We start from the raw sequence: 22,437 nt of genomic DNA, 5'->3' as shown, positions 1-22,437 counted from the left end.
AGAGGCCGGCAAGGCCCGACCGGAGGACAGGCATGAACGACCCAACGATCCGCCTTGAGAGCATCAAGGCCAATGGCATCACCATGCGCTATGCCGAGGCAGGCTCGGGGCCGCTTGTGCTGTTCTGCCATGGCTGGCCGGAAGGCTGGGCCTCGTGGCGCCACCAGATCGAGGCGGTGGCCCGCGCAGGCTATCGCGCCGTTGCTCCGGACATGCGGGGCTATGGCGGTACCGATGCGCCCGCCGAGATCGACCGCTACACGATCCTCGATCTGGTCGGTGATCAGGCCTGTCTGGTCAAGGCGCTGGGCGAGACCTCGGCCGTGGTCGTCGGCCATGACTGGGGAGCGCCGGTTGCCTGGCACTGTGCGCTGTTCCGGCCAGACATGTTCCGCGCGGTGGTTGGCATGAGCGTGCCCTGGACGCCGCCGGGCCATACCGATCTCCTGAGCTCGCTTGAGAAGCTCGGAATCCGCGATTTCTATATCCAGTATTTCCAGGCCCCCGGCATAGCGGACGCGGAACTCGACAAGGATCCGGCCGAGAGCCTCCGGCGCATCTATTTCGACGGTTTCGGCAACCGCCCGGACCGCAAGAAGTCGATGATCCGGATGAAGAGCCCCGGCGGCCTGCTGGCCAATATCGACGAGCCCGGCGCCATGCCCGATTGGCTGCCGGCCGACCACATGGATTACATGATCGAGCAGTTCCGGGTGTCGGGCTTTCGCGGCGGGCTGAACTGGTACCGCAATCTCGTCCGCAATTTCCATCTGGGCGCGGCGTGGCGCGGCGAACCAATCCGCCAGCCGTCGCTCTTCATCGCGGGATCGCATGACGGGGTCATGCATTTCCCGGCATCGAAGGCGCAGATCGAGGCCTATCCCAAGACGCTGCCGGGATGCCGCGGCGTCCATCTTCTCGATGGCGCCGGGCACTGGATCCAGCAGGAGCGACCCGAGGAGGTCAACGACCTCCTCATCGCCTTCCTGAAGGGGCTCTGATCAGCGGGCGGGAACCAGCCGCTCCTTGCCGACGCCTTCCTGGCCGGCGATCGACCATGTGCCTTCCAGCGCACCGCCATCGGCCAGGCGATAGACGACGAGGCCGATCGCATTGCCCATCCGATAGGCCGCGGAGAACACATTGCCCTGCCGCATGCAGAAGCCCTGCGTCGGCGGCGTGTTGGTGATGCTCCAGCGGATCGCGCAATTGCCTCCAGCGGTTCCAGAGATTTCCGCGACGCCCTGATAGGTCGATCCGTTGGCATTCTGGCCCTGGACCTGGTAGCGGCCACCGATTTCCTGCGCGGAAGCGCCAGACAGGCAGGCAACCGTGATTGCGGCGGCGGCGATGGTCTTGAAGATCATAGTCATTGTCCCCAGTTGAAGGTCCCATGCACACGCCCCTCGACGCGGCTGGTGTCAACTTGGCGTGCAAGTGTTGCCGTCTGATGGCGTGGGTTTTGGCCGATTTTTCGGTGACGTCCCTTGCGGCGGCGTCGTGCACTCGGTTATCTGCCGGCAACCCACAACACAGCTTTGTCCCAGACCTTCGCGAGACCCCATGGCCCGCCAATTCGCCTATCACATGACCGGCCTCACCAAGGCCTATCCGAACGGCAAGAAGGTTCTCGAGAACGTCCATCTGTCGTTCTATCCCGAAGCCAAGATCGGCGTTCTCGGCGTCAACGGCTCGGGTAAGTCGACCCTGCTGCGCATCATGGCGGGCATCGACAAGGAATTTACCGGCGAGGCCTGGGCCGGCGAGGGCGTGCGCGTCGGCTACCTCTCGCAGGAGCCGCAGCTCGATCCCGCGCTGACGGTGCGCGAGAACGTCATGCTCGGCGTGGCCGCGAAGAAGGCGATCCTCGATCGCTACAACGAACTGGCGATGAACTATTCGGATGAGACCGCCGACGACATGGCGAAGCTCCAGGACGAGATCGAGGCCCAGGGCCTGTGGGATCTCGACAGCCAGGTCGACCAGGCCATGGACGCGCTGATCTGCCCGCCCGACGACTGGGCCGTGGACAAGCTGTCGGGTGGTGAGCGCCGCCGCGTGGCGCTGTGCAAGCTGCTGCTGGAACAGCCGGAAGTCCTGCTGCTCGACGAGCCGACCAACCATCTCGACGCCGAGACGACCGCCTGGCTGGAAGGCCATCTGAGGACCTATCCGGGCGCGATCCTGATCGTCACCCATGACCGCTATTTCCTCGACAATGTGACCGGCTGGATCCTCGAGCTCGACCGCGGCAAGGGCATTCCCTACGAGGGCAATTATTCGTCCTGGCTGCAGCAGAAGCAGAAGCGGCTGATGCAGGAAGGCCGCGAGGAAGAGACGCGCCTGAAGGCCCTGCAGCGCGAGGCCGAATGGATGGGCTCCTCGCCCAAGGCGCGCCAGGCGAAGAACAAGGCGCGTATCCAGCGCTATGACGAACTGGTCAAGAAGGCGGCGGAAGCCGGCCCGACCACGGCGCAGATCATCATTCCGATCGCCGAGCGCCTCGGTAACAACGTCATCGAATTCAAGGGCCTGTCCAAGGCGTTCGGCGACAAGCTGCTGATCGACGACCTGTCGTTCAAGCTGCCGCCGGGCGGCATTGTCGGCATCATCGGCCCGAACGGCGCCGGCAAGACCACGCTGTTCCGGATGATCGCCGGCCAGGAGACACCGGACAATGGCGAGATCGTCATCGCCGACGCGGTGAAGCTTGGCTATGTCGACCAGTCGCGTGACGCGCTGGCCGATACCAAGACGGTCTATGAGGAAATCTCGGGCGGCAACGACATCCTCTATCTCGGCAAGCGCGAGATCAACGCGCGCGCCTATTGCGGCGCCTTCAACTTCAAGGGCGGCGACCAGCAGAAGAAGGTCGGCCAGCTCTCCGGCGGTGAGCGCAACCGCGTCCATCTCGCCAAGATCCTGCAGCGCGGCGCCAATGTCCTGCTGCTCGACGAGCCGACCAACGATCTCGACGTCGAGACGCTGCGCGCGCTCGAGGAAGCACTTGAGGATTATGCCGGCTGCGCCGTGGTCATCAGCCATGACCGCATGTTCCTCGACCGCATCGCGACCCACATCCTCGCCTTCGAGGGCGACAGCCATGTCGAGTGGTTCGAGGGCAATTTCGCTGATTACGAAGAAGACAAGAAGCGGCGCCTCGGCACCGATTCAACGATCCCGAAGCGCATCCAGTACAAGAAGTTCTCGCGCTGATCGGGTGCTCGGCGGAGAGCTCTCTCCGCCGTCCAGCAGCCCGGCTGATGGATAGCGTCAGAGCGTTGAATTGGAATTGACGGTGCCTTGAGGGCTTGATGGCGGTCGCGTCGTTCTGACGCGATCAAGGACGCCCATGAGCCCGCAGACACCCATCGACATCCACCTCTGCGGCCCGGCCGACCATGCCGACATCGTCTGGATGAACCAGGCGATGGACCGGTACTACAATCCGCATCTGGAGCCGAGCAGCGCCGAGGATGTCACAGCGATGCTCCGCCGCATCGAGACCGACCCCGATCTCGCCACGCAGATCGTGCTGGCGCGGCGTGATGGTCTGCCAGTGGGCATCGCCTTCTTCGCGCTGATCCACCCGGGCCGCCGGCTGGGCGGAGTCTTGTTTCTCAAGGACCTGTTTGTCGTCGAGACAGCGCGTGGCGGCGGGATCGGCGAGGCGCTTCTGCGCTTCCTGGCGGCACATGCCCGGGCTCGCGGGATCCATCGCCTGGACCTCACCGCAGAACCGCAGAACGAGGGTGCGCAGCGCTTCTACGAGCGGATGGGCATGAAGGTCCGGCCAGCGATCTTCTACCGGCTGGACGGCGAGAGGCTGGATGCCCTGGCCGGTGAGGCTTAGGCCCTCGTCGGCTTGAACCTTGCGCCTTGATCGATCGACCTATGGCTGAACGGGCAACGAGGCCCGTCCCTTACCCTGGAGACGATCATGATCCGGTCAAGCGCATTCGCGGCCCTCGCGGTTGCAGCTATCGCCTTGGGCAGCGCCTCGAGCGCGGACGCGCGCGGCTTTGGTCGCGGCGGCGGGTTTCACGGCGGCGGGTTTCATAGCAGCGGGTTTCATGGCGGCGGTTTCCATGGGACCGGCTTCCGCGGTGCCGGGCTTCGCTCTGGAGACTATGGGTCAATGGCCGTTATGAGCCACCGCGCCCGGTTCGGATCGACTGTTGTCGACCGGGGCGGTCCAAGGGTCTGCATGCACCGCCATTGGGTCTTCGACGCCTACGGAAATCCGGTGCGCTCGACCTATATGTGCCGCTGATCGTCAGGCCTGCAGGCCGAGATCTCGCGCATTCAGCCAGAACACCTCGCCGTCGCTGGCTTCCGTATCGATCCAGAGGAACGGCACGTTGGGGAATTCCTGCTCGATCAGATCACGCCCCGTGCCGATCTCGCAGAGCAGGCCGCCATTCGCGTTCAGATAGGTGCCGGCCTGGGCCAGGATGCGGCGCACCGTGTCGAGGCCGTCGGGCCCGCCATGGTGCGCGAGCACGGGCTCGCTCTGATATTCCGGCGGGAAGGCGGCAACCTCGGCGGCGGCCACATAAGGCGGGTTGGCGATGATCAGGTCATAGCGGCGTCCGGCAAGCGGCTCGAACAGGTCGCCGTGCTCGAGGCGCACGCGCTCCTCCATGTGGTGATCGGCCACGTTCAGCTTCGCGACGTCGAGCGCATCGGACGACAGGTCGACCGCATCGACGGCCGCTTCCGGAAAGCACATGGCTGCGAGGATCGCTAGGCAGCCGGAGCCGGTGCAGAGATCAAGCGCCGAGGTGATGGCGAAGGGATCCGGGATCAGACCGAGACCGTCCTGGCCGAGCGTGCCACCGAGCAGCAATTCGCCAAGATAGGAGCGCGGGATGATCACACGCTCGTCGACGCGGAACGGTATGCCCTGGATATAGGCCTTGCCGAGCAGATAGGGCGCCGGCTTGCGGGTGGCGATCCGCTGTTCGAACAGGTCGATGATCTTGCCGCGTTCCGCGAAGGTCAGCCGTGCCTCGAGCCAGGGCGCCAGTTCGTCCACCGGCAGCGACAGGCTCTCCAGCACCATGAAGGCTGCCTCGTCGACGGCGGTTGCCGTGCCATGGCCATAGGTGAGCCTGGCCGCATTGAAGCGGCTGACGCCGTAGCGCACGAGATCGCGGATGGTGACCAGGTCGTCGGCCGGCGAGGGGGCGGGTGAGGCCATGGCGTGCAGTTCCTGAAACGGTGCTGGCTGCACCTATCGGCTGGAGCCCCGACATTCAAGCTTTGCACCGTTGCGCCGGCCGGAGATGCCGACAAGTTGGGCAGCCGTTGCCACGTCCTCGCCGCTTTCCGAAACCATGGTCGCCTTGCGGATCACCCCCTTCTGAGGGCAATGTGGTCAGATGATTTGGGCTTGCCGGCGCTGGTTGCAGCGAAGGGCCGCCTTCCGGTCGTGATGACGAAAGAGCGACAGTGACCTTCAAGACCTTCCTTCGCGCCTCAGCCCTTGTCCTGGCCGTGGTTAGTGGCATGCCGGCGGCGTCCGCGGCCCCTCCGACCACCTACCAGCCGCTTGGCGCGACCCCGCTGTTCCGGGATGCGCTGCGCACATCGGTCTATGGCAATGTGCTGGCTGCCCGTCTGGCGGCCAATGCGCGCGACACTGCGGCTTCCTCGGTGTTCTGGCGCGCTGCCTTGCGTCAGGACCCGCGCAACGCCGAAATCCTCGAGCGCGCCTTCGTCACGACGCTCGCCGATGGCAATATCGACGAGGCCGCGCCGCTCGCCGAGCGCTTGATCCAGGTTGACCGTCAGCACCGCCTGGCGCGCCTGACGCTGGCTGTGAAGGCGCTGAAGACGCGCCAGTACCAGGCGGCCCGCACCCATCTGAACGCGGCGCCGCGCGCCAATGCCGACCTGACCTCCACCCTTCTGCTGGGCTGGTCCTATATGGGGTCCGGCGATTCCACCGAGGCCGTGAAAGTGGTCGATCGTCTGGTGGGCGCCGACTGGTTCAACCTGTTCAAGCAGTTCCATGCCGGCCTGATCCTCGACGCGGCCGGCCGCCGGCCCGATGCCGGCCGCCGGCTGGAGGAGGCCTATCGCCTGGATTCGACCATCCTGCGCATTGTCGATGCCTATGGCCGCTGGACCTCGCGGGCAAAGAACGCCGAGGAAGCCCTCAAGATCTATTCGGCCTATGGCAAGGTCATTCCTAACCACCCGATCGTCCAGGATGCCGAGCGGCGCCTGCGCGAGGCGAATGCGACGCTGCCGCCGATGGTGCGCACCAGCCAGCAGGGTGTCGCCGAAGTGCTCTACGGCCTCGGCTCCGCGCTGTCGCGCCAGGGTGGTGAGGACCTGGCCCTCATCTATCTGCAGCTTGCCCGCTGGATCGAGCCGGAGCACGAGCTCGCCATCCTGTCGCTCGCCGATCTCTACGAGTTCCTGAAGCTGCCGCGCCGCGCCATTGCCGTGTTCGACATGATCCCGAACACGTCGCCGGTCTATCGCAATGCCCAGGTGCAGCGGGCGCTGAACCTCGACCTGCTGGAAGAGACGGACGAAGCCCGCAAGTCCCTGACGGCGCTGATTGCCGCCAAGCCTGACGATCTGGAAGCGCTCCAGGCCCTCGGCAACATCCTGCGGGGCCGCAAGATCTTCGCCGAGGCCGCCGATGTCTACACCAAGGCGCTGGCGCTGATCCCCAATCCCGACCGGCAGCATTGGATCTATTTCTATTTCCGCGGCATTTCCTACGAGCGCTCGCAGCAATGGGCCAAGGCCGAAGCCGACCTGAGGAAGGCGATGGAATTGGTGCCCGAGAACAATGCGCGCGGGCGTGCCCAGGTGCTGAACTATCTCGGCTATTCGTGGGTCGACCAGGGCATCAATCTCGAGGAGGGCTTGGCGCTGGTGCGCAAGGCCGTCGAACTGACGCCGGAGGACGGCTACATCGTCGACAGCCTCGGCTGGGCCTATTATCGGCTGGGACGGTTCGAGGAAGCGGTGACCGAGCTTGAGCGCGCGATCGAACTCAAGCCGGAGGATCCGGTGCTCAATGATCATCTCGGCGATGCCTATTGGCGCGTTGGCCGCACGCTCGATGCGCAGTTCCAGTGGAACCATGCGCGCGATCTGAAGCCCGAGCCGACCGACCTGCCGCGCATCCTCGACAAGATCGCCAATGGCCTGAAGGAATCGCCGCTCGCCGGCAGCCGGACCACGGGCCAGGCTCAGCCGCAATCATCGCCGAACTGACGGCAGGCGATGCTGCGTGATGCCTTCGCGCCGGCCAAGGTCAATCTGACGCTGGCGGTGAGGCGGCGTCGGAGCGATGGCTATCATGATCTCGAAAGCCTGGTCGTCTTCGCCCGGACTGGCGACGATCTGAGCTTCGCCCCCGGTGGCACCGACTTCGCGCTGATCGTGAAGGGGCCGGCTGCCGCGGCAGCGGGGCCCGATGCCGACAATCTCGTGCTGAAGGCGGCGCATCTTCTTGCCCATCGCGTGCCAGATCTGCCGCGTGGCCTGTTCACGCTGACCAAGCGGCTGCCGGTTGCGGCGGGGCTTGGCGGCGGTTCCTCGGATGCAGCGGCGGCCTTGCGGCTGCTCGCCGAGGCGGGACGGCTGTCCCTCGACGATCCCCGCGTCATGGAAGCCGCGCGGCTCACCGGTTCGGATGTGCCTGTCTGCCTCGACCCGCGCACCCGGATGATGCGTGGCACGGGCGCGGACCTTGGTCAGGCGATCGATCTTCCGAGCCTGCCGGCGCTGATGATCAATCCACGGGTCGCTGTGCCGACGCCGGACGTGTTCCGCAAGCTGGCCTTGGAACCGGGCCGCGAATGCCCAGCCGATCCGGCTGCGCGCCTGGAGCGCCACGCGCTGGAATCCTCCTCCCTCGCACGGCGTCGCGCAGACCTCGTGACGCTGCTGGTCGGCACCCGCAACGATCTCGAACCGCCGGCGATCGCCCTTGCTCCGGTGATCGGAGAGGCGCTCGGCCTGCTGCGTCAGGCGCCCGGATGCCGGTTGGCGCGGATGTCGGGATCGGGCGCGACGGTGTTCGGGCTGTTCGACACGTGCCGGGCGAGCGCCGCGGCCGCGCAGCAGATCCGTGCTGTCCATCCGGACTGGTGGATCAAGTCGACCATGCTGGGTTAGGCGACGGGTTCAGCCACATAGCGCCGCCAGCCGTCCGCGCGCAGCTGGCAGGCGGGGCAGGTGCCACAGCCGAAGCCCCAGTCGTGGTGGTGGGCGCGGTCGCCGAGATAGCAGGAATGCGACTGCTCGACGATGAGGTCCACCAGCGGCTTGCCACCGAGATCTTCGGCAAGCCGCCAGGTTGCCGCCTTGTCGATCCACATCAGCGGCGTGTGCAGCACGAAGCGCTTGTCCATGCCGAGATTGAGCGCCACCTGAAGCGCCTTGATCGTGTCGTCGCGGCAGTCGGGATAGCCGGAATAATCGGTCTCGCACATGCCGGCGACGATGTGCTTCAGGCCACGCCGATAGGCGAGCGCCGCGGCGAAGGTGAGGAACACGATATTGCGGCCGGGCACGAACGTGTTGGGCAGGCCACTCTCGCCCATCTCGATCGCCATGTCGCGGGTCAGCGCGGTGTTCGACACTTCGCCGAGGGCGGCGAGGTTCAGCGTGTGATCGGGGCCGAGCCGCTGCTCCCAGCCATGCCGGATCGTCGGCAGGCCATCGCGGATCGCGGCGCGGCAGGCCAGCTCCACCAGATGGCGCTGGCCATAGTCGAAGCCCAGCGTCTCCACATGGTCGAACCGGTCGAGCGCCCAGGCGAGGCAGGTCGCCGAATCCTGGCCGCCAGAAAACAGGACCAGCGCCCCGCCAGCCTCGGCCATGCTCAGTGCGCCCGGGCGATGCAGAAGGCGACAGCTTCCATCAGCGCGTGTTTCATCGCGCCGTCGGGGAACAGGGCCAGCGCATCATTGGCCTTGTCGCCATAGTGGCGGGCGCGCTCCACCGTGTCGGCCAGCGCACTGTGCTTGGTCATCAGGCCGATGGCCGTCTCGAGATCGCCGTCCTCGATGGTGCTTTCCACCAGGGTCCGCTTCCAGAACAGGCGCTCCTGTTCGGTCCCGCGCCGGAAGGCCAGCAGCACCGGCAGGGTGATCTTGCCCTCGCGGAAATCGTCGCCGACATTCTTGCCGAGTTTCTGCGCCTTGCCGCCATAGTCGAGCGCATCGTCGACCAGCTGGAAGGCGATGCCGAGATTCATGCCATAGGCGCGGGCGGCGGCCTGTTCGGCCTTGGGACGGTCGGCAATCACCGGGCCGACTTCGCAGGCAGCAGCGAACAGCTCGGCCGTCTTGCCCTTGATGACGGTGAGATATTCGTCCTCGGTGGTGGCGGTGTTCTTGGCGGCGGCAAGCTGGGCCACCTCGCCCTCGGCGATGACGGCTGCGGCGGTGGCGAGAATGTCGAGCGCGCGCATCGAGCCGACCTCGACCATCATCTTGAAGGCCTGGCCGAGCAGGAAGTCGCCGACCAGCACGGAGGCCTCGTTGCCCCAGACCATGCGGGCCGCCGGCTTGCCGCGGCGCATGTCGCTCTCGTCGACCACATCATCGTGCAGGAGGGTGGCGGTGTGCATGAACTCAACCGCCGCGGCGAGCTTCACATGGCCGTCGCCATGATAGCCGGCCAGCGCCGCTGTCGCGAGCGTCAGCATGGGGCGAAGCCGCTTGCCGCCCGACGAGATCAGGTGGTTCGCCACTTCCGGGATCATGGTGACCTCGGAGCCGGTGCGCGACAGGATCATCGCGTTGACGCGTTCCATGTCGGCCTTGGTGGCGCGCACCATGGCCTCGATGGACGCGGTTTCCTTTTCGAACGGGACGACGACTGCCACACCATGCTCCGGTCAGCGGGGATTACCGGGCGGACCATAGAAAGAAGGTGCTAGGTTCTCAAGCCATTGCAGCGTCACGAAAAGTCGCATTCGCGCGAGGAGCCACGCAATTTGAGGGAAATCATCCGCACACCGGACCCGGTTCTGATCTCGGCCGTCGAGGCGCTGCTGACCAGCGCGGGCATTCCCTTCGTGGTGGCCGACCGCCACATCTCGGCGCTGGAGGCGGGGATCGTCGCCTTCCCGATCCGCATTCTGGTGCCGGACGACAGGGCAGAGAGCACCCGCCGCCTGCTCATCGATGCCGGGCTCGGCGATGAGCTGCGGCCGATGCAATAGCCACACCTGGCCGGAAACTGCCTCAGGGCTTGACCCTGCGCATGGGCGCGCGGGCCGTTCCGTGGCATGGTTTCAGCATGGACGAGGAGACCGCCCTTTCCGACACGACGAAGGACGCCGTCCTTGGCGGCCGTGTCACGCTGCTGCAGCCCCGCCAGGGCCATCGCGCCGGCCATGATGCGGTGCTGCTCGCCGCAGCGGTTCCAGCCGTGCCTGGCGACCGGGTGCTCGACCTCGGCGCAGGCGTTGGAACAGCGGCCTTCTGTCTCGCGGCGCGGGTGGCGGTTGGCTATCTCACCTTGGTTGAAATCGATCCAGGGCTGGCGGCCCTTGCCGAGCGCAATGCCGGGCTGAACGGGGTGGGCAACCGCACGCGGGTGATCGTGATGGATGCACGCGCCCGTGGCCCGATGCGCGAGCGAGCCGGGCTGCTTCTCGGCGCCGTCGACCGGGTGATGACCAACCCGCCCTTTCATGATGTCGCCCGCCACCGCGCCTCGCCGCAGGCTGGGCGGCGCGAAGCCCATTCGGCGGATGAAGGGCTGATCGGTGCCTTCCTGCGCACGGCGGTGGCGGTGCTCAGGCCCGGCGGCACGCTGACCATGATCCACCGTGCCGACCAGCCGGAGGCGCTGCTTTCCGCCATGAGCGGAAGGTTCGGCGGCATCCAGCTGACGCCGATCCATCCGAAGCCCGGTGCCGCCGCGGTCCGTCTCATTGTCACGGGGACCAAGGGCTCGCGCGCGCCGGTGTCGATCCTGCCGGGGCTGGTTCTGCAGGACGGCGAGGGCAAGCCGACGGACGCGGCCGAGGCTGTGCTGAGGGGCGGAGCGGCGCTCGTCTAGGCGCTGCCGTCTGGCCCGTCGTTCGGGTGACCTCAAATTGGTCCTTCGAGGCTCGCTTCGCTCGCACCTCAGGATGAGGAACGGATAGGGCGGCGCGAGCGGTCGGACCCCGTTTCTGTCCGCCTCTCTCCTCACCTCATCCTGAGGTGCGAGCGAAGCGAGCCTCGAAGGACGTTTTCCTAGCCCTCGATCTTGGCGAAGTCGGCCACCGTTGCCGTCGCCGCGCGCAGTTCGGCCAGCAGCTTCAGCCGGTTCTCGCGCACAGCCGCATCCTCGGCATTGACCGTCACCTTGTCGAAGAAGGCATCGACGGCCGGGCGGAGTTCGGCGAGCGCCTTCATCGCGCCGGCGAAATCTTCCTTCGCCACGTGATCGCGGGCATGCGCCGTTGCCGATTGCAGCAGGCCGTAGAGCGCGCGCTCCTCCGGCAGGCCCGCATGGATGAGGGCGGCGTCCGGCGCACCGGAATAGGTGCGGCCGTCCTTCTTCTCCTCGATGCGCAGGATGTTCATGGCGCGCTTGGTGCCGGCGAGCAGGTTCTTCCCGTCGTCGGTGGCGAGCAGGGCAGCCAGCGCCTCGACGCGGCGGACGACGAGCAGCAGGTCATCATTGCCCTCGCCGGAGCCGAGCACGGCATCGACGAGATCGTGACGCTGGCCCTGGTCGCGGAGCAGGACCTTCAGGCGGTCGTGGAAGAAGGAGAGGAGGTCGGCCGAAAAGCCGTCCAACGCTGTCAGGCGGAATGTCAGGCCATTATCGACCAGCAGGCGGATCACGCCCAAAGCCGCACGCCTCAGCGCGAACGGATCCTTCGACCCCGTCGGCTTCTCATCGATACGCCAGAACCCAACCAGCACATCCAGTTTGTCCGCCAGCGCCACGGCAACCGCCACCTTGTCGGTCGGCACGCGGTCGCTCGGGCCCTGCGGCTTGTAGTGATCCTCGATGGCGGCGGCCACGCTCTCGGGCTCGCCCTGCAGCACCGCATATTTCCGGCCCATCAGGCCCTGAACCTCGGGGAATTCGCCGACGACCTCGGTCATGAGATCGGCCTTGGCGAGCTCGGCCGCGCGTTCGGCCAGATCCGGATCAGCACCCACGAGCGGCGCGATGTGGCGCGCCAGTGCCTTGATGCGGTCGACGCGGGCCCCCTGGGTTCCCAGCTTCTCGTGGAACACGACGTTGAGCGCGCGCAACTTCGCCATGCGCTGGTCGAGCGGCGTCGGGAAGGTCTCGAAGTCCGGCAGCGGCTTCTGGTCGGTCTCGTAGAAATAGAGCGCGTCCGAGAGCCTGGCGCGGATCACCCGCTCATTGCCGGCGACAATCGCCTTGCCGCCGTCAGCCGCTTCCAGATTGGCGGTCAGCACGAAGCGGTTGGCGAGGCGCCCGGTCTTCGGATCGCGGACGACGAAGCATTTCTGGTTGGCGCGGATGGTGGCGCGGATGACCTCGTCGGGGATCGCGAGGAAGGCTTCCTCGAAGGAGCCGATGAGGACCACCGGCCATTCGACGAGGCCGGCGACCTCATTCAGCAGGCCCTCGTCCTCGACCAGTTCCAGCCCCTGCGCGAAGCAAAGGGTCTTTGCGTCGTGGAGGATGCGGCGCTTGCGCTCCTCCGGGTCGGCGACGACCTTCGCGCGCTCGAGGCTGTCGATATAATCGTCCATCCGCTTCACCCGGATGGCGTCCGGCGCCATGAAGCGGTGGCCGCGGGTTGCGTTGCCCGAGACGATGCCGTCGATGTCGAAGGCGATCACCTCCGGCTCCTCGGTCTCAGGGCCGAAGGTGCAGACGATGGAATGGAGCGGGCGCACCCAGCGGAGCGAACTCGTCGAGACCGAGGCCGCGCCCCAGCGCATGGATTTCGGCCAGGGGAAGGCGCGCACCACAGCCGGCACGATCTCGGCAATGACCTCAGCGGTCGGGCGGCCCGGCTTATTGCGGATTGCAAAGAAGACAGCGTCTGCTCCGGAACCACGCAACTCTACCGTGATTTCACCGAGAACCACGCTACCGCCCGGCAGAAGCGTATCAGCGTGAGCGAAGCCTTGGGGCGGAATTCCTAGTGATTTGAAGAAGCCGTGAACGGCTGGCATCGGGGCGTTGTTCCGCGGGCCCTTGCGCTCTTCCTTGATGTCGGGGGTTGCCACCGGCAGGCCGTGGACCGAGAGGGCCAGGCGGCGCGGGGTGACCAGCGCGCGGGCGCCCTCATAGAGGCAGCCGCGATCGACCAGCGCCTGGGTCACGGCCTTCTGCAGGTGGGCCGCGGCATCGGCCTGCATGCGGGCCGGGATTTCCTCGCCGAAGAGTTCAATCAGAAGATCGGGCATGGGTTTTGGTCTCTTCGCCAGCCCCTTACGAGGGCGGGTAGGCCGCTGGGCGGCCCGGGATTTCAGTGCGGCACCGGCGCCGCGATCGTCGCCTTCAGCCTCGCATCTGCAGCAGGCGCGACAGGACCCAGGAGATGTCGCCGCTTGCCCCCGAGACGTCGTCGATCAACCAGCGGCCGTTCTGCAGCGCGAGGTCGAAGGTGATGTCCTGGGTCTCCGGTTGGTCCGCAAAGAGCTTCACGGTGACGGTCACCTTCGCTTTCCGCTCGTCGCGGGAGACGAGGCGGTAGCGGTTCCGGGTCCGGTAGTTATCGTCATGGTCCTGACAACCGCAGTCGAAGCCGAAGTCCAGACCGGACAAGGGTCCCTCTGCCGTGGCGCTGCGGCGCTTCTGCGCTTCGTAGAGACGCCGCAGGCGCTGCGACATGAACGGCTCCGCCGGAGCACGTTCCGGCTTGGCGTAGAAAGCGCGCAGCGCTGCGACCGGATCGGGGCCGGCGGCCTGCTGGGCCATGGCGGGTGCGGCGGCGAGAAACAACGCAGCGGCAAGGGTGCGACGGGTAAGGGTCATGCGGCAGCGCCTCCAGCTTCGGTCTGCAGCCAGGCGGCGCCGCAGGCCTTGGCCAGCTCGCGCACCCGGAGGATGTAGCTCTGCCGCTCGGTGACCGAGATGACGCCGCGGGCATCGAGCAGGTTGAATGTGTGGCTGGCCTTGATGCACTGGTCATAGGCCGGCAGCACCATGAGATGACGTCCGCCATCATTCGCCGGTGCACCGGCCGCCAGATATTTCCGGCATGCGCCCTCGGCCATCTTGAACTGCTCAAACAGCATGGCGGTGTCGGCATGTTCGAAATTGTGCCGCGAATATTCCTGCTCGGCCTGCAGGAACACATCGCGATAGGTCACCTTCTCGGCGCCCTCGCGTCCGTTGAAGTTCAGTTCCATGATGCTGTCGACGCCCTGCAGGTAGCAGGCGAGGCGCTCCAGGCCATAGGTCAGTTCGCCGGCGACCGGCGCGCATTCGAAACCCGCCACCTGCTGGAAGTAGGTGAACTGCGAGACTTCCATGCCGTCGCACCAGCATTCCCAGCCAAGGCCCCAGGCGCCTAGCGTCGGGCTTTCCCAGTCATCCTCGACGAAGCGCACGTCGTGGACCTTCTGGTCGAGGCCGATGGCCTCCAGCGAGCCGAGATAGAGCTCCTGCAGATTGGGCGGGTTCGGCTTCAGGATCACCTGGAACTGGTAATAGTGCTGCAGGCGGTTGGGGTTCTCGCCGTAGCGCCCATCCTTGGGGCGGCGGGAAGGCTGCACATAGGCGGCCTTCCAGGGCTTGGGGCCCAGCGCGCGCAGTGTCGTGCCGGGATGGAACGTGCCCGCGCCCACTTCCATGTCGTATGGCTGGAGAATGACGCAGCCCTTGTCGGCCCAGAAGGTCTGGAGCGCCAGGATCAGGCCCTGGAACGAGCGGTCTGGCCGCATGTGGGCCGGCAGGTCGGTATGCAACATCGGACGGGCGCCTTGGGTGTTAGGGCGCGCCGAGCAATAAGGACAGGCCGTGAAGGGGTCAACCGCGGATGCGGCGACCGCGGCGTCACATGGGGCGGTATTCGCCGGTGACGGGATCGCGGCGCAGGCGGCGGACCTGGATTTCAGCCCGCACGGGCTGATGGGCCTGCAGCACGGCCCGGCGCAGCAGTGCATAGGAGGCCGCAAGCGCGACGGCGATGACAGTTCCGACCAGCAGGGGCGACATCGAATCCTCCATCGGCGCCTTCACGATAACGACCATCATATAAGCGGCGCCAAATCCGGCGAAAGCGCGGCAGTCAGCCGCAGGCCGGTTGGACCTGCCGGATGCCCTGAAACAGGCCTTTGACTTCCGGCGACGTGTCGCGGCCGAAATCGGCCAGGCCGATGGCTCCGCGCTCGGCGAGCTCCTGGACAACGCGCCGGACGCTGCTTGTCTCGGGCCGCTGCCAGAAGGTGGTGTTGGGCGCAGCATCGGTCTGTATCGGGGTGCGTTGCGCCATGAACCCGCCGATGAACAGGTTGATGTTGGCGGCCGCGACGTAGCGGAGATGCAGGTCGCAGGGCGTATAGCCAAGCGGGCGCAGCATGTTGCCGAGCACCATCGCGTGATCGAGGATGCGCCGCTCCTGGCGCTGCGTGCCGAGCGGCGGCGGATAGAGCTTCGGTCCGTCGATCTCGATGAAGCTGCTCTCGAACCGCAGAAGGACCGGTCCAACCGGCAGATAGACCTGGCGCAATTGCTGGTTGCTCATCAGGTTTGGTCCGAAGGCGCTGCCAGTCGCGGTGACCTTGACGCCCGGGACCATGGAGATGACGCGCGGGCCTTCGGCTGCCGATGTGGCCACGGCGGCGCCACGTGATGCTGGCTGGCCGAGGCTGAAGAGGCCGAGAGGCGAGAAGCCGGCGGCTGCCGCGCCAAGCGCACCCAGCACCAGGCCGACGAGGGCCAGGATGGGCCAAGGCAGCGAGACCCCCGAACTGCGCGCGGCGGTGCCGGAGGTGCGGTTCTTGCGGTAGGCGAGGGCGAAATCGTCGGCCATGGCGCTCGGGGCGGCGGTTTGCGATCCCGCCACCCTATCTGACCAAACGTAAGGGACCGGTCAACGCAACGCCTCTATTGCAGAATAATCTGACCCGCTGTCATCACGGCCCCTTCGGGTTCGCGAAGTGCAGTCAGGCGAGCGTCCAGTCGAGGCTGATTTCGGCATTCAGAAGTTTGGAGATCGGGCAACCGGCCTTGGCGCCGGCGGCGATCTCGCCGAACTTCTCCTTCTCGATGCCCGGAACGGTGGCGGTGAGCGTGAGCGCCGATTTCGACACCTTGAAGCCGGAGCCTTCCTTGTCGAGCGTGATGGCGCAGTCGGTCTTCAGCTCGGTGGCGGTGAAGCCCGCGGCCTGCAGCGCGAAGGCGAGCGCCATGGTGAAGCAGCCGGCATGGGCAGCCGCGATCAGTTCCTCGGGATTGGTGCCCTTCTCGTTCTCGAAGCGCGTGTTGAAGCCGTAGGGCGAGCCGTCAAGGACGCCGGACTGGGTGGAGATCTGGCCCTTGCCGTCGCGGCCGGTGCCGGTCCAGAGGGCGTTTGCGGTGCGGATCATCGGGGGTCTCCTTCAAGGCCTTCCAGCGGAACGCCGGGCAACACAGATAGGTTCCGCATGACGACATCCGCGAGACGGAACTTTGCCCGACACGCAGGTATGCGGCGGCAGGCGCGTCGCGCGCATGGGTCAAAGCTTGATAAGATGAAGGCCACGGATTCGCCGCAACTCCCCCGGAAGGATGGCGCCATGCTGTACCGCCTCGCCCTCGCCACCCTCCTGATCGCCACCGTACCGGCGCTTGCGCAGCCGCGAGCAGCCGAGCGCCGTTCCACCGATTTCGCCGGCCAATGGGCAAGCCAGCCCGGCGGGCGGGCCGGGGTGGAGATTCGCGTCTCGGGCCACCAGATCGAGGCGCGCGAGGTGTTCACCACCCGCACGGCGTCCAGTTGCGGCACGCGCGGCGGCGGCCAGGTGAATGGCCTCACGGCCAATATCCGCTTCCAGGGCATCTGCGCCGATGGGCGCACGACCTCCGATACGCGCTGCACCGTCACGCTGGAGACGCGCGACCGGATCAAGACGTCCTGCCGCAACGGCCACACCGCCGTGCTGCACCGGGTGGGGCGCTAGACGCCTTCACCGCCAGTTCCCCACCGGATCTCTGCCTTTCGGTCAGGGCCTCTCGCCACGCGATCCGACCCGCTCTAGCCTCGCGGCCCGATGCGGAGGGAGAGCGGTCATGCTGACGGGCGGATGCTATTGCGGTGCGCTACGCTACGAGGTCGAAGGCGAACCCATGTTTCGCGGCCAATGCCATTGCCGCGAATGCCAGAAGATCGCCGGCGGCGCGGAAAACTATTTCATGGCCGTGCCGGTCGAGGGCTATCGCTATGTGAAGGGCGAACCTGCTCAGTTCAGCCGTCCCGATCTCGAAAATCCGGTGACCCGCGAGTTCTGCGCCACCTGCGGAACGCATCTGGCCACCCGCAGTCCGCGCCGCCCCAATGCAGTGATCCTGAAGGTTGGCGGGCTCGACGACCCGTCCGTGTTCGGCGGCCCGCAGGTCGTGTTCTACACGTCGGAGGCGCAGCCGTTTCACCAGTTCCCCGAGGGGGTGCCGGCCTTCGAGAAGTTCCCACCGCCGCGGTGAGGTTGAATTGAGCAAGAAAAAGGGCGCCCGAGGCGCCCTTTTTTATGACCGTTCACATCCCCGGATAATTCGGGCCGCCGCCGCCTTCCGGCGTCACCCAATTGATGTTCTGGGCGGGGTCCTTGATGTCGCAGGTTTTGCAGTGGACGCAGTTCTGCGCGTTGATCACGAATTTCGGGTCTGTCTTCGCAACCGCATCGGCATAGACCACCTCGTAGACGCCAGCCGGGCAATAGAGCCTGGCCGGTTCGCCATAGAGCGGCAGGTTCTTGGCGATCGGGACCGAGGGGTCCTTGAGCGTGAGGTGGATCGGCTGATCCTCCTCGTGATTGGTGTTCGAGACGAAGACGCTCGACAGCTTGTCGAAGGAAATGACGCCGTCGGGCTTGGGATAGACAATCGGCTTCACGTCGGCGATCGGCTTCAGCGTGGCTGAATCCGGCTTGCCGTGCTTCAGCGTGCCGAAGAACGAGAAGCCGAACAGCTCGTTGGTCCACATGTCGATGCCGCCCAGCATGACACCGCCGATCGTGCCGAGCTTCGACCAGAGCGGCTTGACGTTGCGCACCTTGTAGAGGTCCTGACCGATGGCGCTGGAACGCCAGGCGAGCTCGTAGGCCAGCGGCTCATCATGGGCGCGGCCGTCGTCCAGCGCCTCGGCGAGCTTTTCTGCCGCCAGCATGCCGGAGAGCACCGCATTGTGGGAGCCCTTGATGCGCGGCACGTTGACGAAGCCAGCCGCGCAGCCGATCAGCGCGCCGCCGGGGAAGGTGAGCTTCGGCACGGACTGCCAGCCGCCTTCGGTGATGGCGCGGGCGCCATAGCTCAGCCGCTTGCCGCCTTCCAGCGTCGGGCGGATGAACGGGTGCTGCTTGAACCGCTGGAACTCGTCGAAGGGCGAGAGCGTCGGGTTCTCGTAGTTCAGGTGGACAACGAAGCCGACGTAAACCAGGCCATCGTCGGCGTGATAGAGGAACGAGCCGCCGCCGGTCTTCATGTCGAGCGGCCAGCCGAACGAGTGCTGGACGAGGCCCGGCTTGTGGTTCTCCGGCGCGACCTGCCAGATCTCCTTCAGGCCGATGCCGAACTTCGCCGGCTCCTTGCCCTCGTCGAGCTTGAAGCGCGCGATGAGCTGCTTGCTCAGGTGGCCGCGCGCGCCTTCGGCGAACAGGGTGTATTTGCCGCGAAGCTCCATGCCGCGCGTGAACCGGTCGGTGATCGTGCCGTCACGGGCAACGCCCATGTCGCCGGTGGCGATGCCGATGACCTCGCCCTTGTCGTTGAACAGGACTTCGGACGCGGCAAAGCCCGGATAGATCTCGACGCCGAGCGCCTCGGCCTGGGCCGCCAGCCACTTGGTGACATTGCCGAGCGAGCCGATGAAATTGCCGTGGTTGTTCATCAGTTTCGGCATGGCCATGTTCGGCAGGCGCATGCCGCCGGCGGGGCCAAGGAAATAGAACCGGTCGTCGGTGACCTCGACCTTCAGCGGCCGGTCCGGGTCGGTGCGCCATTCCGGCAAGAGCTTGTCGAGGCCCGAGGGATCGATCACCGCGCCGGAGAGAATGTGGGCGCCGACCTCGGAGCCCTTCTCGACGACGACGACGGTCAGTTCGGCATTGATCTGCTTCAGCCGGATGGCCGCCGACAGGCCCGCCGGGCCGCCGCCGACGATCACCACGTCATAGTCCATGCCCTCGCGCTCGGGCAGTTCCTGATGGTCAGCCATGCCAGTCCCTCTCGCGCCCGCGCCCGCATCCACGCGCGCTTCGCCTACCTTTGCAGGCTTCTAAAGCACGCTGGAGCCGTCATGACAACGCGTCGCTTGGACCGAGGTTCACGCAAAACCGAGGGGTCAAATTAACCCTTTGGTAAGAGACGTTAACGATATCTTAACGCGGCGCTTGAAGCCGAAAGATTAACAGGAGATTAATGGCCCCGGGTCGCAGGGCAGTCATCGTCGGGTTCAGGGGTTTTCACCCATGCGTCGCTTTGCGTCCTGGTTTTACGTTTTCGCTTTCGCGGCATCGGTCGCTGGCATCGGTGCGGCTGACGCTCAGCCGCAGCGGCGCAATGCCTCGCTGGTTGCCGGTGCCTCCACCAGCCCGCCGATCGGCTGGGTGCAGTTCTGCGCGGAAAATGCTGCCGATTGCCGGCTGCGCTCGCCGGCGGCGCGTGAGACGACCTTGTCGTCGGCTGCGTTTGGCCAGCTCGCCCGCGTCAATCTCCAGGTCAACCGCGAAGTCGAGCAGGTGTCCGACCAGGACCATTTCGGCGTCGAGGAATACTGGACCTATCCCGTCGACGGGAAGGGCGACTGCGAGGATCTGGTGCTGGAGAAGAAGCGCCGGCTGATCGCCCTCGGTTTTCCCCGGGAATCGCTGCTGATCACCGTGGTGCGCGACCTGAACGGCGATGGCCACGCCATCCTGACCGTCGTCACCGATCGCGGCGACTATGTGCTCGACAACTTCTCCAACGAGGTGAAGCTCTGGCACGAGACGGGCTACCGCTTCATCAAGCGCCAGGCGGCAACGGATCCCAACCAGTGGGTCCTGCTCGACGGCGGCCGCACACCGGGCCCGGCGCTCGCCGCCATGCCGCGCCGCTGAACATCCAATCCTCTCCCCCGCTTGGTCGCAGGGGGTCGAGAGCAGGCCGGGACGAGTCGCAGCGTCCCGGCCTTTCCGTTATGGTGGCCTGATGGTCGCAACGCTCACCCCCGAAGCCGTCGAGGCGCTTCTCGTCTTCTACCGCGATGCCGGCGTCGACGTGCCGCTGTCCGAGGAGGCGATCGATCGCTTTGCCGAGGCTCGCGCCGATGCGGCCCAGCGCAGTGCCGCGGTTGCCGAGCGGGTGTCCGACCGTCTTGCCGAGCGGCCGGAGCCTGGCCGGCCAGCTGTCCCAGCGCGGCCAAACCCGGTCAGCGCCGTTGGCTCGCCGCCAGCGCCGGAAGCCGCCGTGTCGGCTGCCCGCGAGCTGGCCCTGTCCGCAGTCGATCTTGATCAGTTGAAGGCGCTACTGGAAACCTTCGACGGCTGTGCGCTGAAGACCACCGCGTCCCGCACGGTGTTCGAGGATGGTGCCCGCGATGCGCGCATCATGTTCGTCGGCGAGGCGCCGGGACGCGAGGAGGACATGGAGGGCAAGCCCTTCGTCGGGCGGTCCGGCCAGCTGCTCGACCGGATGATGGCGGCGGTCGGCCTCAATCGGCAGACCAATGCCTATATCGCCAACATCATTCCCTGGCGGCCACCGGGCAACCGCACGCCGACGCCGCAGGAGATCGCCATCTGCGAGCCGTTCATCCGGCGCCAGATCGAGCTGAAGGCCCCCGACCTGCTGGTCTGCGTCGGTGCGCCGTCGACCGAGACGCTGCTGGGCATCAAGGGAATCATGCGGGCGAGGGGACGGGCGGTCGACTACGACACCGGTGGCAGGACTATCCCGGCATTGCCGATCCTGCATCCGGCCTATCTGCTGCGCAGCCCACTCGCCAAGCGGCAGGCCTGGCGCGACATGCTGACGATCAAGGCCATGCTCGGTCTCTGATCGCTCAGAGCCCCTTCAACGATCCGAAGGTCATGCGGTGGTCCGGCGTCGGGCCGTGCTCGGCTATGGCCGCGCGATGCTGGGCGGTGCCGTAACCCTTGTGGATGTCGAAGCCATAGGCCGGGTAGGCCTCTGCCAGACGGCGCATCAGCCGGTCGCGGTGGACCTTGGCGATGATCGAGGCGGCTGCGATCGACACGACCTTGGCATCGCCCGCAACGATCGCCTCGCCGGACAGGCCGAGCGGCAGCGGCGGCACATCCTTGCCATCGACCAGGACGTGGCGGGGCCTGATCGCCAGCGCCGAGACGCAGGCACTCATGGCGAAGAGCGTCGCCTGACGGATATTGATCCGGTCGATCCGGGCTGGTGATGACGAGGCGCAGGCGACCGCGAGCGCCGACTGCATGATCTCAGCGTAAAGCTCTTCCCGTCGTTCTTCCGTCAGCATCTTGGAATCGGCGAGGCCAGCGGGGATATCGGCTGGATCGAGGATCACTGCTGCGGCAACCACCGGTCCAGCCAATGGACCGCGGCCTGCCTCGTCGATGCCGGCTACGGGGCCGAGGCCCTGGGCCACGGCCTGCGTCTCGATGATGTAGGTGGGACAGATCAGCGCCATGGCGCTATCTCGCCCGAACGGGTCTGAGCTGCAAGCGCGTTGCGATGGCCGGGACCAACTGAAAAATCTGATTCAAGAGCGAGCTGTTTTCGCTTTGCGATCAGTTGCTTGCGTGATGTCTCTGCGAGATTGAATCCTCGGCCGCAGGCGTTGCCAAAATGATTCAAGATGTTGAAGCGGCCTTCGAGCGTCAGTCCGGCAGGGTGACCGTTCCGTCTGGCCCAAGCGGAAAGAACGGATTGTGGGCGAGTTCGATCGGGTGGCCGTCGAGGTCAGCGACATAGCCGGAATAGCCGCCCCAGAACACTTTCTCCGGGTGCTTGAGGGCCGTCGCGCCCGCTGCCAGAGCCTCTGCAAAGGCGGCATCGACCGCCTCGGGCGAGGGCAGGTTGCGGGCGATGGTGATGCCGCCGAAGGGGCCGGCTGAGGTCGTTGCCATCGCCGCGTCATGGGCGAGGGCATCCCGCCCGAACAGGGCAAGCACGACGCCACCCGCGCGGAAGAAGCTGATGGTGTCCTGGCTCGCGCCCCTGGAAAGGACGAAACCCAGCGCCTCGTAGAACCGGGTGGCGCGGGCGACATCGGCGACGCCAAGGGTGATGATCGCAATCGCGGCGGCAGGCCGATCCGTCATGGTGAGATCCTCTCGGTGAAGGCGGCGC

Annotated in this window: 24 protein-coding genes; 11 read left to right on the top strand and 13 right to left on the bottom strand. The window is 66.2% G+C overall.

Annotated elements, in window-relative coordinates; all coding sequences use genetic code 11:
• Positions 1 to 32 precede the first annotated feature (32 nt).
• Positions 33 to 1,001 (top strand): alpha/beta fold hydrolase, encoded by a 969-nt coding sequence (locus E8L99_RS22115; RefSeq protein ID WP_137101589.1) that lies wholly within the window; start codon positions 33 to 35, stop codon positions 999 to 1,001.
• On the opposite strand, the gene E8L99_RS22110 is transcribed toward E8L99_RS22115, so the two are convergent.
• Positions 1,002 to 1,367, bottom strand: a complete 366-nt coding sequence (locus E8L99_RS22110) for a hypothetical protein (protein WP_137101588.1) — start codon at positions 1,365 to 1,367, stop codon at positions 1,002 to 1,004.
• 196 nt (positions 1,368 to 1,563) lie between these two features.
• Here E8L99_RS22110 and ettA point away from each other — a divergent pair, with 196 nt between their 5' ends.
• Both ettA and E8L99_RS22100 read left to right on the top strand, forming a co-directional pair.
• Positions 1,564 to 3,216 carry an energy-dependent translational throttle protein EttA gene (gene ettA / locus E8L99_RS22105; RefSeq protein WP_137101587.1) on the top strand — a complete coding sequence of 551 codons (1,653 nt, stop codon included), beginning with the start codon at positions 1,564 to 1,566 and terminating at the stop codon, positions 3,214 to 3,216.
• A 136-nt stretch (positions 3,217 to 3,352) separates the two neighbouring features.
• Positions 3,353 to 3,853 carry a GNAT family N-acetyltransferase gene (locus E8L99_RS22100; protein WP_137101586.1) on the top strand — a complete coding sequence of 167 codons (501 nt, stop codon included), beginning with the start codon at positions 3,353 to 3,355 and terminating at the stop codon, positions 3,851 to 3,853.
• Between the two features lie 423 nt (positions 3,854 to 4,276).
• On the opposite strand, the gene prmB is transcribed toward E8L99_RS22100, so the two are convergent.
• Positions 4,277 to 5,203, bottom strand: coding sequence for a 50S ribosomal protein L3 N(5)-glutamine methyltransferase (gene prmB / locus E8L99_RS22090; protein WP_137101584.1), 927 nt, complete (start codon positions 5,201 to 5,203; stop codon positions 4,277 to 4,279).
• Positions 5,204 to 5,454: 251 nt separating this feature from the next.
• On the opposite strand from prmB, the gene E8L99_RS22085 reads away from it, so the two are divergent.
• A complete protein-coding gene (locus tag E8L99_RS22085) occupies positions 5,455 to 7,242 on the top strand; it encodes a tetratricopeptide repeat protein (protein WP_252511187.1) in 1,788 nt (595 codons plus the stop codon).
• Between the two features lie 9 nt (positions 7,243 to 7,251).
• On the top strand, positions 7,252 to 8,148 hold the full coding sequence (locus tag E8L99_RS22080; RefSeq protein WP_137101583.1) for a 4-(cytidine 5'-diphospho)-2-C-methyl-D-erythritol kinase: 897 nt from the start codon (positions 7,252 to 7,254) through the stop codon (positions 8,146 to 8,148).
• Here E8L99_RS22080 and queC read toward each other — a convergent pair.
• Both queC and E8L99_RS22070 read right to left on the bottom strand, forming a co-directional pair.
• Positions 8,145 to 8,855, bottom strand: coding sequence for a 7-cyano-7-deazaguanine synthase QueC (queC, locus tag E8L99_RS22075; protein ID WP_137101582.1), 711 nt, complete (start codon positions 8,853 to 8,855; stop codon positions 8,145 to 8,147). The genes E8L99_RS22080 and queC overlap by 4 nt on opposite strands.
• A 2-nt stretch (positions 8,856 to 8,857) precedes the next feature.
• Positions 8,858 to 9,865 (bottom strand): polyprenyl synthetase family protein, encoded by a 1,008-nt coding sequence (locus tag E8L99_RS22070; RefSeq protein WP_137101581.1) that lies wholly within the window; start codon positions 9,863 to 9,865, stop codon positions 8,858 to 8,860.
• Between the two features lie 111 nt (positions 9,866 to 9,976).
• Here E8L99_RS22070 and E8L99_RS22065 point away from each other — a divergent pair, with 111 nt between their 5' ends.
• Entirely contained in the window at positions 9,977 to 10,204 is a 228-nt protein-coding gene (locus tag E8L99_RS22065) for a putative signal transducing protein (RefSeq protein ID WP_137101580.1), read from the top strand.
• A 77-nt stretch (positions 10,205 to 10,281) separates the two neighbouring features.
• Positions 10,282 to 11,049, top strand: a complete 768-nt coding sequence (locus E8L99_RS22060; RefSeq protein WP_137101579.1) for a tRNA1(Val) (adenine(37)-N6)-methyltransferase — start codon at positions 10,282 to 10,284, stop codon at positions 11,047 to 11,049.
• 179 nt (positions 11,050 to 11,228) lie between these two features.
• Here the strand turns inward: E8L99_RS22060 and glyS are convergent, their stop codons facing one another.
• From glyS to E8L99_RS22030, 6 genes are all read right to left on the bottom strand, one after another.
• Entirely contained in the window at positions 11,229 to 13,379 is a 2,151-nt protein-coding gene (glyS, locus tag E8L99_RS22055; RefSeq protein ID WP_137101578.1) for a glycine--tRNA ligase subunit beta, read from the bottom strand.
• A 94-nt stretch (positions 13,380 to 13,473) separates the two neighbouring features.
• On the bottom strand, positions 13,474 to 13,950 hold the full coding sequence (locus E8L99_RS22050; protein WP_137101577.1) for a DUF3828 domain-containing protein: 477 nt from the start codon (positions 13,948 to 13,950) through the stop codon (positions 13,474 to 13,476).
• Positions 13,947 to 14,888, bottom strand: a complete 942-nt coding sequence (locus E8L99_RS22045; protein ID WP_215907029.1) for a glycine--tRNA ligase subunit alpha — start codon at positions 14,886 to 14,888, stop codon at positions 13,947 to 13,949. Before E8L99_RS22045 ends, E8L99_RS22050 begins: the two co-directional genes overlap by 4 nt.
• Positions 14,889 to 14,973: 85 nt before the next feature.
• Positions 14,974 to 15,174, bottom strand: coding sequence for a hypothetical protein (locus E8L99_RS22040; RefSeq protein ID WP_137101576.1), 201 nt, complete (start codon positions 15,172 to 15,174; stop codon positions 14,974 to 14,976).
• Positions 15,175 to 15,208: 34 nt separating this feature from the next.
• Positions 15,209 to 15,952 carry a hypothetical protein gene (locus tag E8L99_RS22035; RefSeq protein WP_137101575.1) on the bottom strand — a complete coding sequence of 248 codons (744 nt, stop codon included), beginning with the start codon at positions 15,950 to 15,952 and terminating at the stop codon, positions 15,209 to 15,211.
• A gap of 133 nt (positions 15,953 to 16,085) precedes the next feature.
• Positions 16,086 to 16,508, bottom strand: coding sequence for an OsmC family protein (locus E8L99_RS22030; protein WP_137101574.1), 423 nt, complete (start codon positions 16,506 to 16,508; stop codon positions 16,086 to 16,088).
• Between the two features lie 189 nt (positions 16,509 to 16,697).
• On the opposite strand from E8L99_RS22030, the gene E8L99_RS22025 reads away from it, so the two are divergent.
• A complete protein-coding gene (locus E8L99_RS22025; protein WP_137101573.1) occupies positions 16,698 to 17,081 on the top strand; it encodes a hypothetical protein in 384 nt (127 codons plus the stop codon).
• A gap of 109 nt (positions 17,082 to 17,190) precedes the next feature.
• A complete protein-coding gene (locus E8L99_RS22020) occupies positions 17,191 to 17,601 on the top strand; it encodes a GFA family protein (RefSeq protein ID WP_137101572.1) in 411 nt (136 codons plus the stop codon).
• Positions 17,602 to 17,653: 52 nt separating this feature from the next.
• On the opposite strand, the gene E8L99_RS22015 is transcribed toward E8L99_RS22020, so the two are convergent.
• Complete coding sequence (locus E8L99_RS22015; protein ID WP_137101571.1) at positions 17,654 to 19,330, bottom strand: electron transfer flavoprotein-ubiquinone oxidoreductase; 1,677 nt, start codon at positions 19,328 to 19,330, stop codon at positions 17,654 to 17,656.
• A gap of 253 nt (positions 19,331 to 19,583) precedes the next feature.
• Here E8L99_RS22015 and E8L99_RS22010 point away from each other — a divergent pair, with 253 nt between their 5' ends.
• Positions 19,584 to 20,213, top strand: a complete 630-nt coding sequence (locus tag E8L99_RS22010; protein ID WP_137101570.1) for a transglutaminase-like cysteine peptidase — start codon at positions 19,584 to 19,586, stop codon at positions 20,211 to 20,213.
• Between the two features lie 91 nt (positions 20,214 to 20,304).
• Positions 20,305 to 21,153, top strand: coding sequence for a uracil-DNA glycosylase (locus E8L99_RS22005; protein WP_137101569.1), 849 nt, complete (start codon positions 20,305 to 20,307; stop codon positions 21,151 to 21,153).
• A 4-nt stretch (positions 21,154 to 21,157) separates the two neighbouring features.
• Here E8L99_RS22005 and E8L99_RS22000 read toward each other — a convergent pair whose 3' ends face one another.
• Both E8L99_RS22000 and E8L99_RS21995 read right to left on the bottom strand, forming a co-directional pair.
• Positions 21,158 to 21,775 carry a ribonuclease HII gene (locus tag E8L99_RS22000; protein ID WP_137101568.1) on the bottom strand — a complete coding sequence of 206 codons (618 nt, stop codon included), beginning with the start codon at positions 21,773 to 21,775 and terminating at the stop codon, positions 21,158 to 21,160.
• A gap of 190 nt (positions 21,776 to 21,965) precedes the next feature.
• The gene (locus E8L99_RS21995; protein WP_137101567.1) at positions 21,966 to 22,409 is read right to left on the bottom strand and encodes a VOC family protein; all 444 of its coding nucleotides are present in this window, start codon (positions 22,407 to 22,409) and stop codon (positions 21,966 to 21,968) included.
• Positions 22,410 to 22,437 lie beyond the last annotated feature (28 nt).

Origin of the sequence: Phreatobacter aquaticus (assembly GCF_005160265.1) — a bacterium.
Classification (GTDB): domain Bacteria; phylum Pseudomonadota; class Alphaproteobacteria; order Rhizobiales; family Phreatobacteraceae; genus Phreatobacter; species Phreatobacter aquaticus.
The sequence above is the reverse complement of the archived record's forward strand: the minus strand, read 5'-3'. Positions and strand labels throughout refer to the sequence as shown.

What these genes read in the sequence shown, in the direction of transcription:
- E8L99_RS22045 (WP_215907029.1), bottom strand. Translation starts at nt 14,888, where the DNA reads ATGTTGCATACCGACCTGCCGGCCCACATGCGGCCAGACCGCTCGTTC.
- E8L99_RS22005 (WP_137101569.1), top strand. Translation starts at nt 20,305, where the DNA reads ATGGTCGCAACGCTCACCCCCGAAGCCGTCGAGGCGCTTCTCGTCTTC.
- E8L99_RS22060 (WP_137101579.1), top strand. Translation starts at nt 10,282, where the DNA reads ATGGACGAGGAGACCGCCCTTTCCGACACGACGAAGGACGCCGTCCTT.
- prmB (WP_137101584.1), bottom strand. Translation starts at nt 5,203, where the DNA reads ATGGCCTCACCCGCCCCCTCGCCGGCCGACGACCTGGTCACCATCCGC.
- E8L99_RS22015 (WP_137101571.1), bottom strand. Translation starts at nt 19,330, where the DNA reads ATGGCTGACCATCAGGAACTGCCCGAGCGCGAGGGCATGGACTATGAC.
- E8L99_RS22020 (WP_137101572.1), top strand. Translation starts at nt 17,191, where the DNA reads ATGCTGACGGGCGGATGCTATTGCGGTGCGCTACGCTACGAGGTCGAA.
- E8L99_RS22025 (WP_137101573.1), top strand. Translation starts at nt 16,698, where the DNA reads ATGCTGTACCGCCTCGCCCTCGCCACCCTCCTGATCGCCACCGTACCG.
- E8L99_RS22110 (WP_137101588.1), bottom strand. Translation starts at nt 1,367, where the DNA reads ATGATCTTCAAGACCATCGCCGCCGCCGCAATCACGGTTGCCTGCCTG.
- E8L99_RS22000 (WP_137101568.1), bottom strand. Translation starts at nt 21,775, where the DNA reads ATGGCGCTGATCTGTCCCACCTACATCATCGAGACGCAGGCCGTGGCC.
- glyS (WP_137101578.1), bottom strand. Translation starts at nt 13,379, where the DNA reads ATGCCCGATCTTCTGATTGAACTCTTCGGCGAGGAAATCCCGGCCCGC.
- queC (WP_137101582.1), bottom strand. Translation starts at nt 8,855, where the DNA reads ATGGCCGAGGCTGGCGGGGCGCTGGTCCTGTTTTCTGGCGGCCAGGAT.
- E8L99_RS22035 (WP_137101575.1), bottom strand. Translation starts at nt 15,952, where the DNA reads ATGGCCGACGATTTCGCCCTCGCCTACCGCAAGAACCGCACCTCCGGC.
- E8L99_RS22080 (WP_137101583.1), top strand. Translation starts at nt 7,252, where the DNA reads ATGCTGCGTGATGCCTTCGCGCCGGCCAAGGTCAATCTGACGCTGGCG.
- E8L99_RS22030 (WP_137101574.1), bottom strand. Translation starts at nt 16,508, where the DNA reads ATGATCCGCACCGCAAACGCCCTCTGGACCGGCACCGGCCGCGACGGC.
- E8L99_RS22100 (WP_137101586.1), top strand. Translation starts at nt 3,353, where the DNA reads ATGAGCCCGCAGACACCCATCGACATCCACCTCTGCGGCCCGGCCGAC.
- E8L99_RS22010 (WP_137101570.1), top strand. Translation starts at nt 19,584, where the DNA reads ATGCGTCGCTTTGCGTCCTGGTTTTACGTTTTCGCTTTCGCGGCATCG.
- E8L99_RS22115 (WP_137101589.1), top strand. Translation starts at nt 33, where the DNA reads ATGAACGACCCAACGATCCGCCTTGAGAGCATCAAGGCCAATGGCATC.
- ettA (WP_137101587.1), top strand. Translation starts at nt 1,564, where the DNA reads ATGGCCCGCCAATTCGCCTATCACATGACCGGCCTCACCAAGGCCTAT.
- E8L99_RS21995 (WP_137101567.1), bottom strand. Translation starts at nt 22,409, where the DNA reads ATGACGGATCGGCCTGCCGCCGCGATTGCGATCATCACCCTTGGCGTC.
- E8L99_RS22040 (WP_137101576.1), bottom strand. Translation starts at nt 15,174, where the DNA reads ATGATGGTCGTTATCGTGAAGGCGCCGATGGAGGATTCGATGTCGCCC.
- E8L99_RS22050 (WP_137101577.1), bottom strand. Translation starts at nt 13,950, where the DNA reads ATGACCCTTACCCGTCGCACCCTTGCCGCTGCGTTGTTTCTCGCCGCC.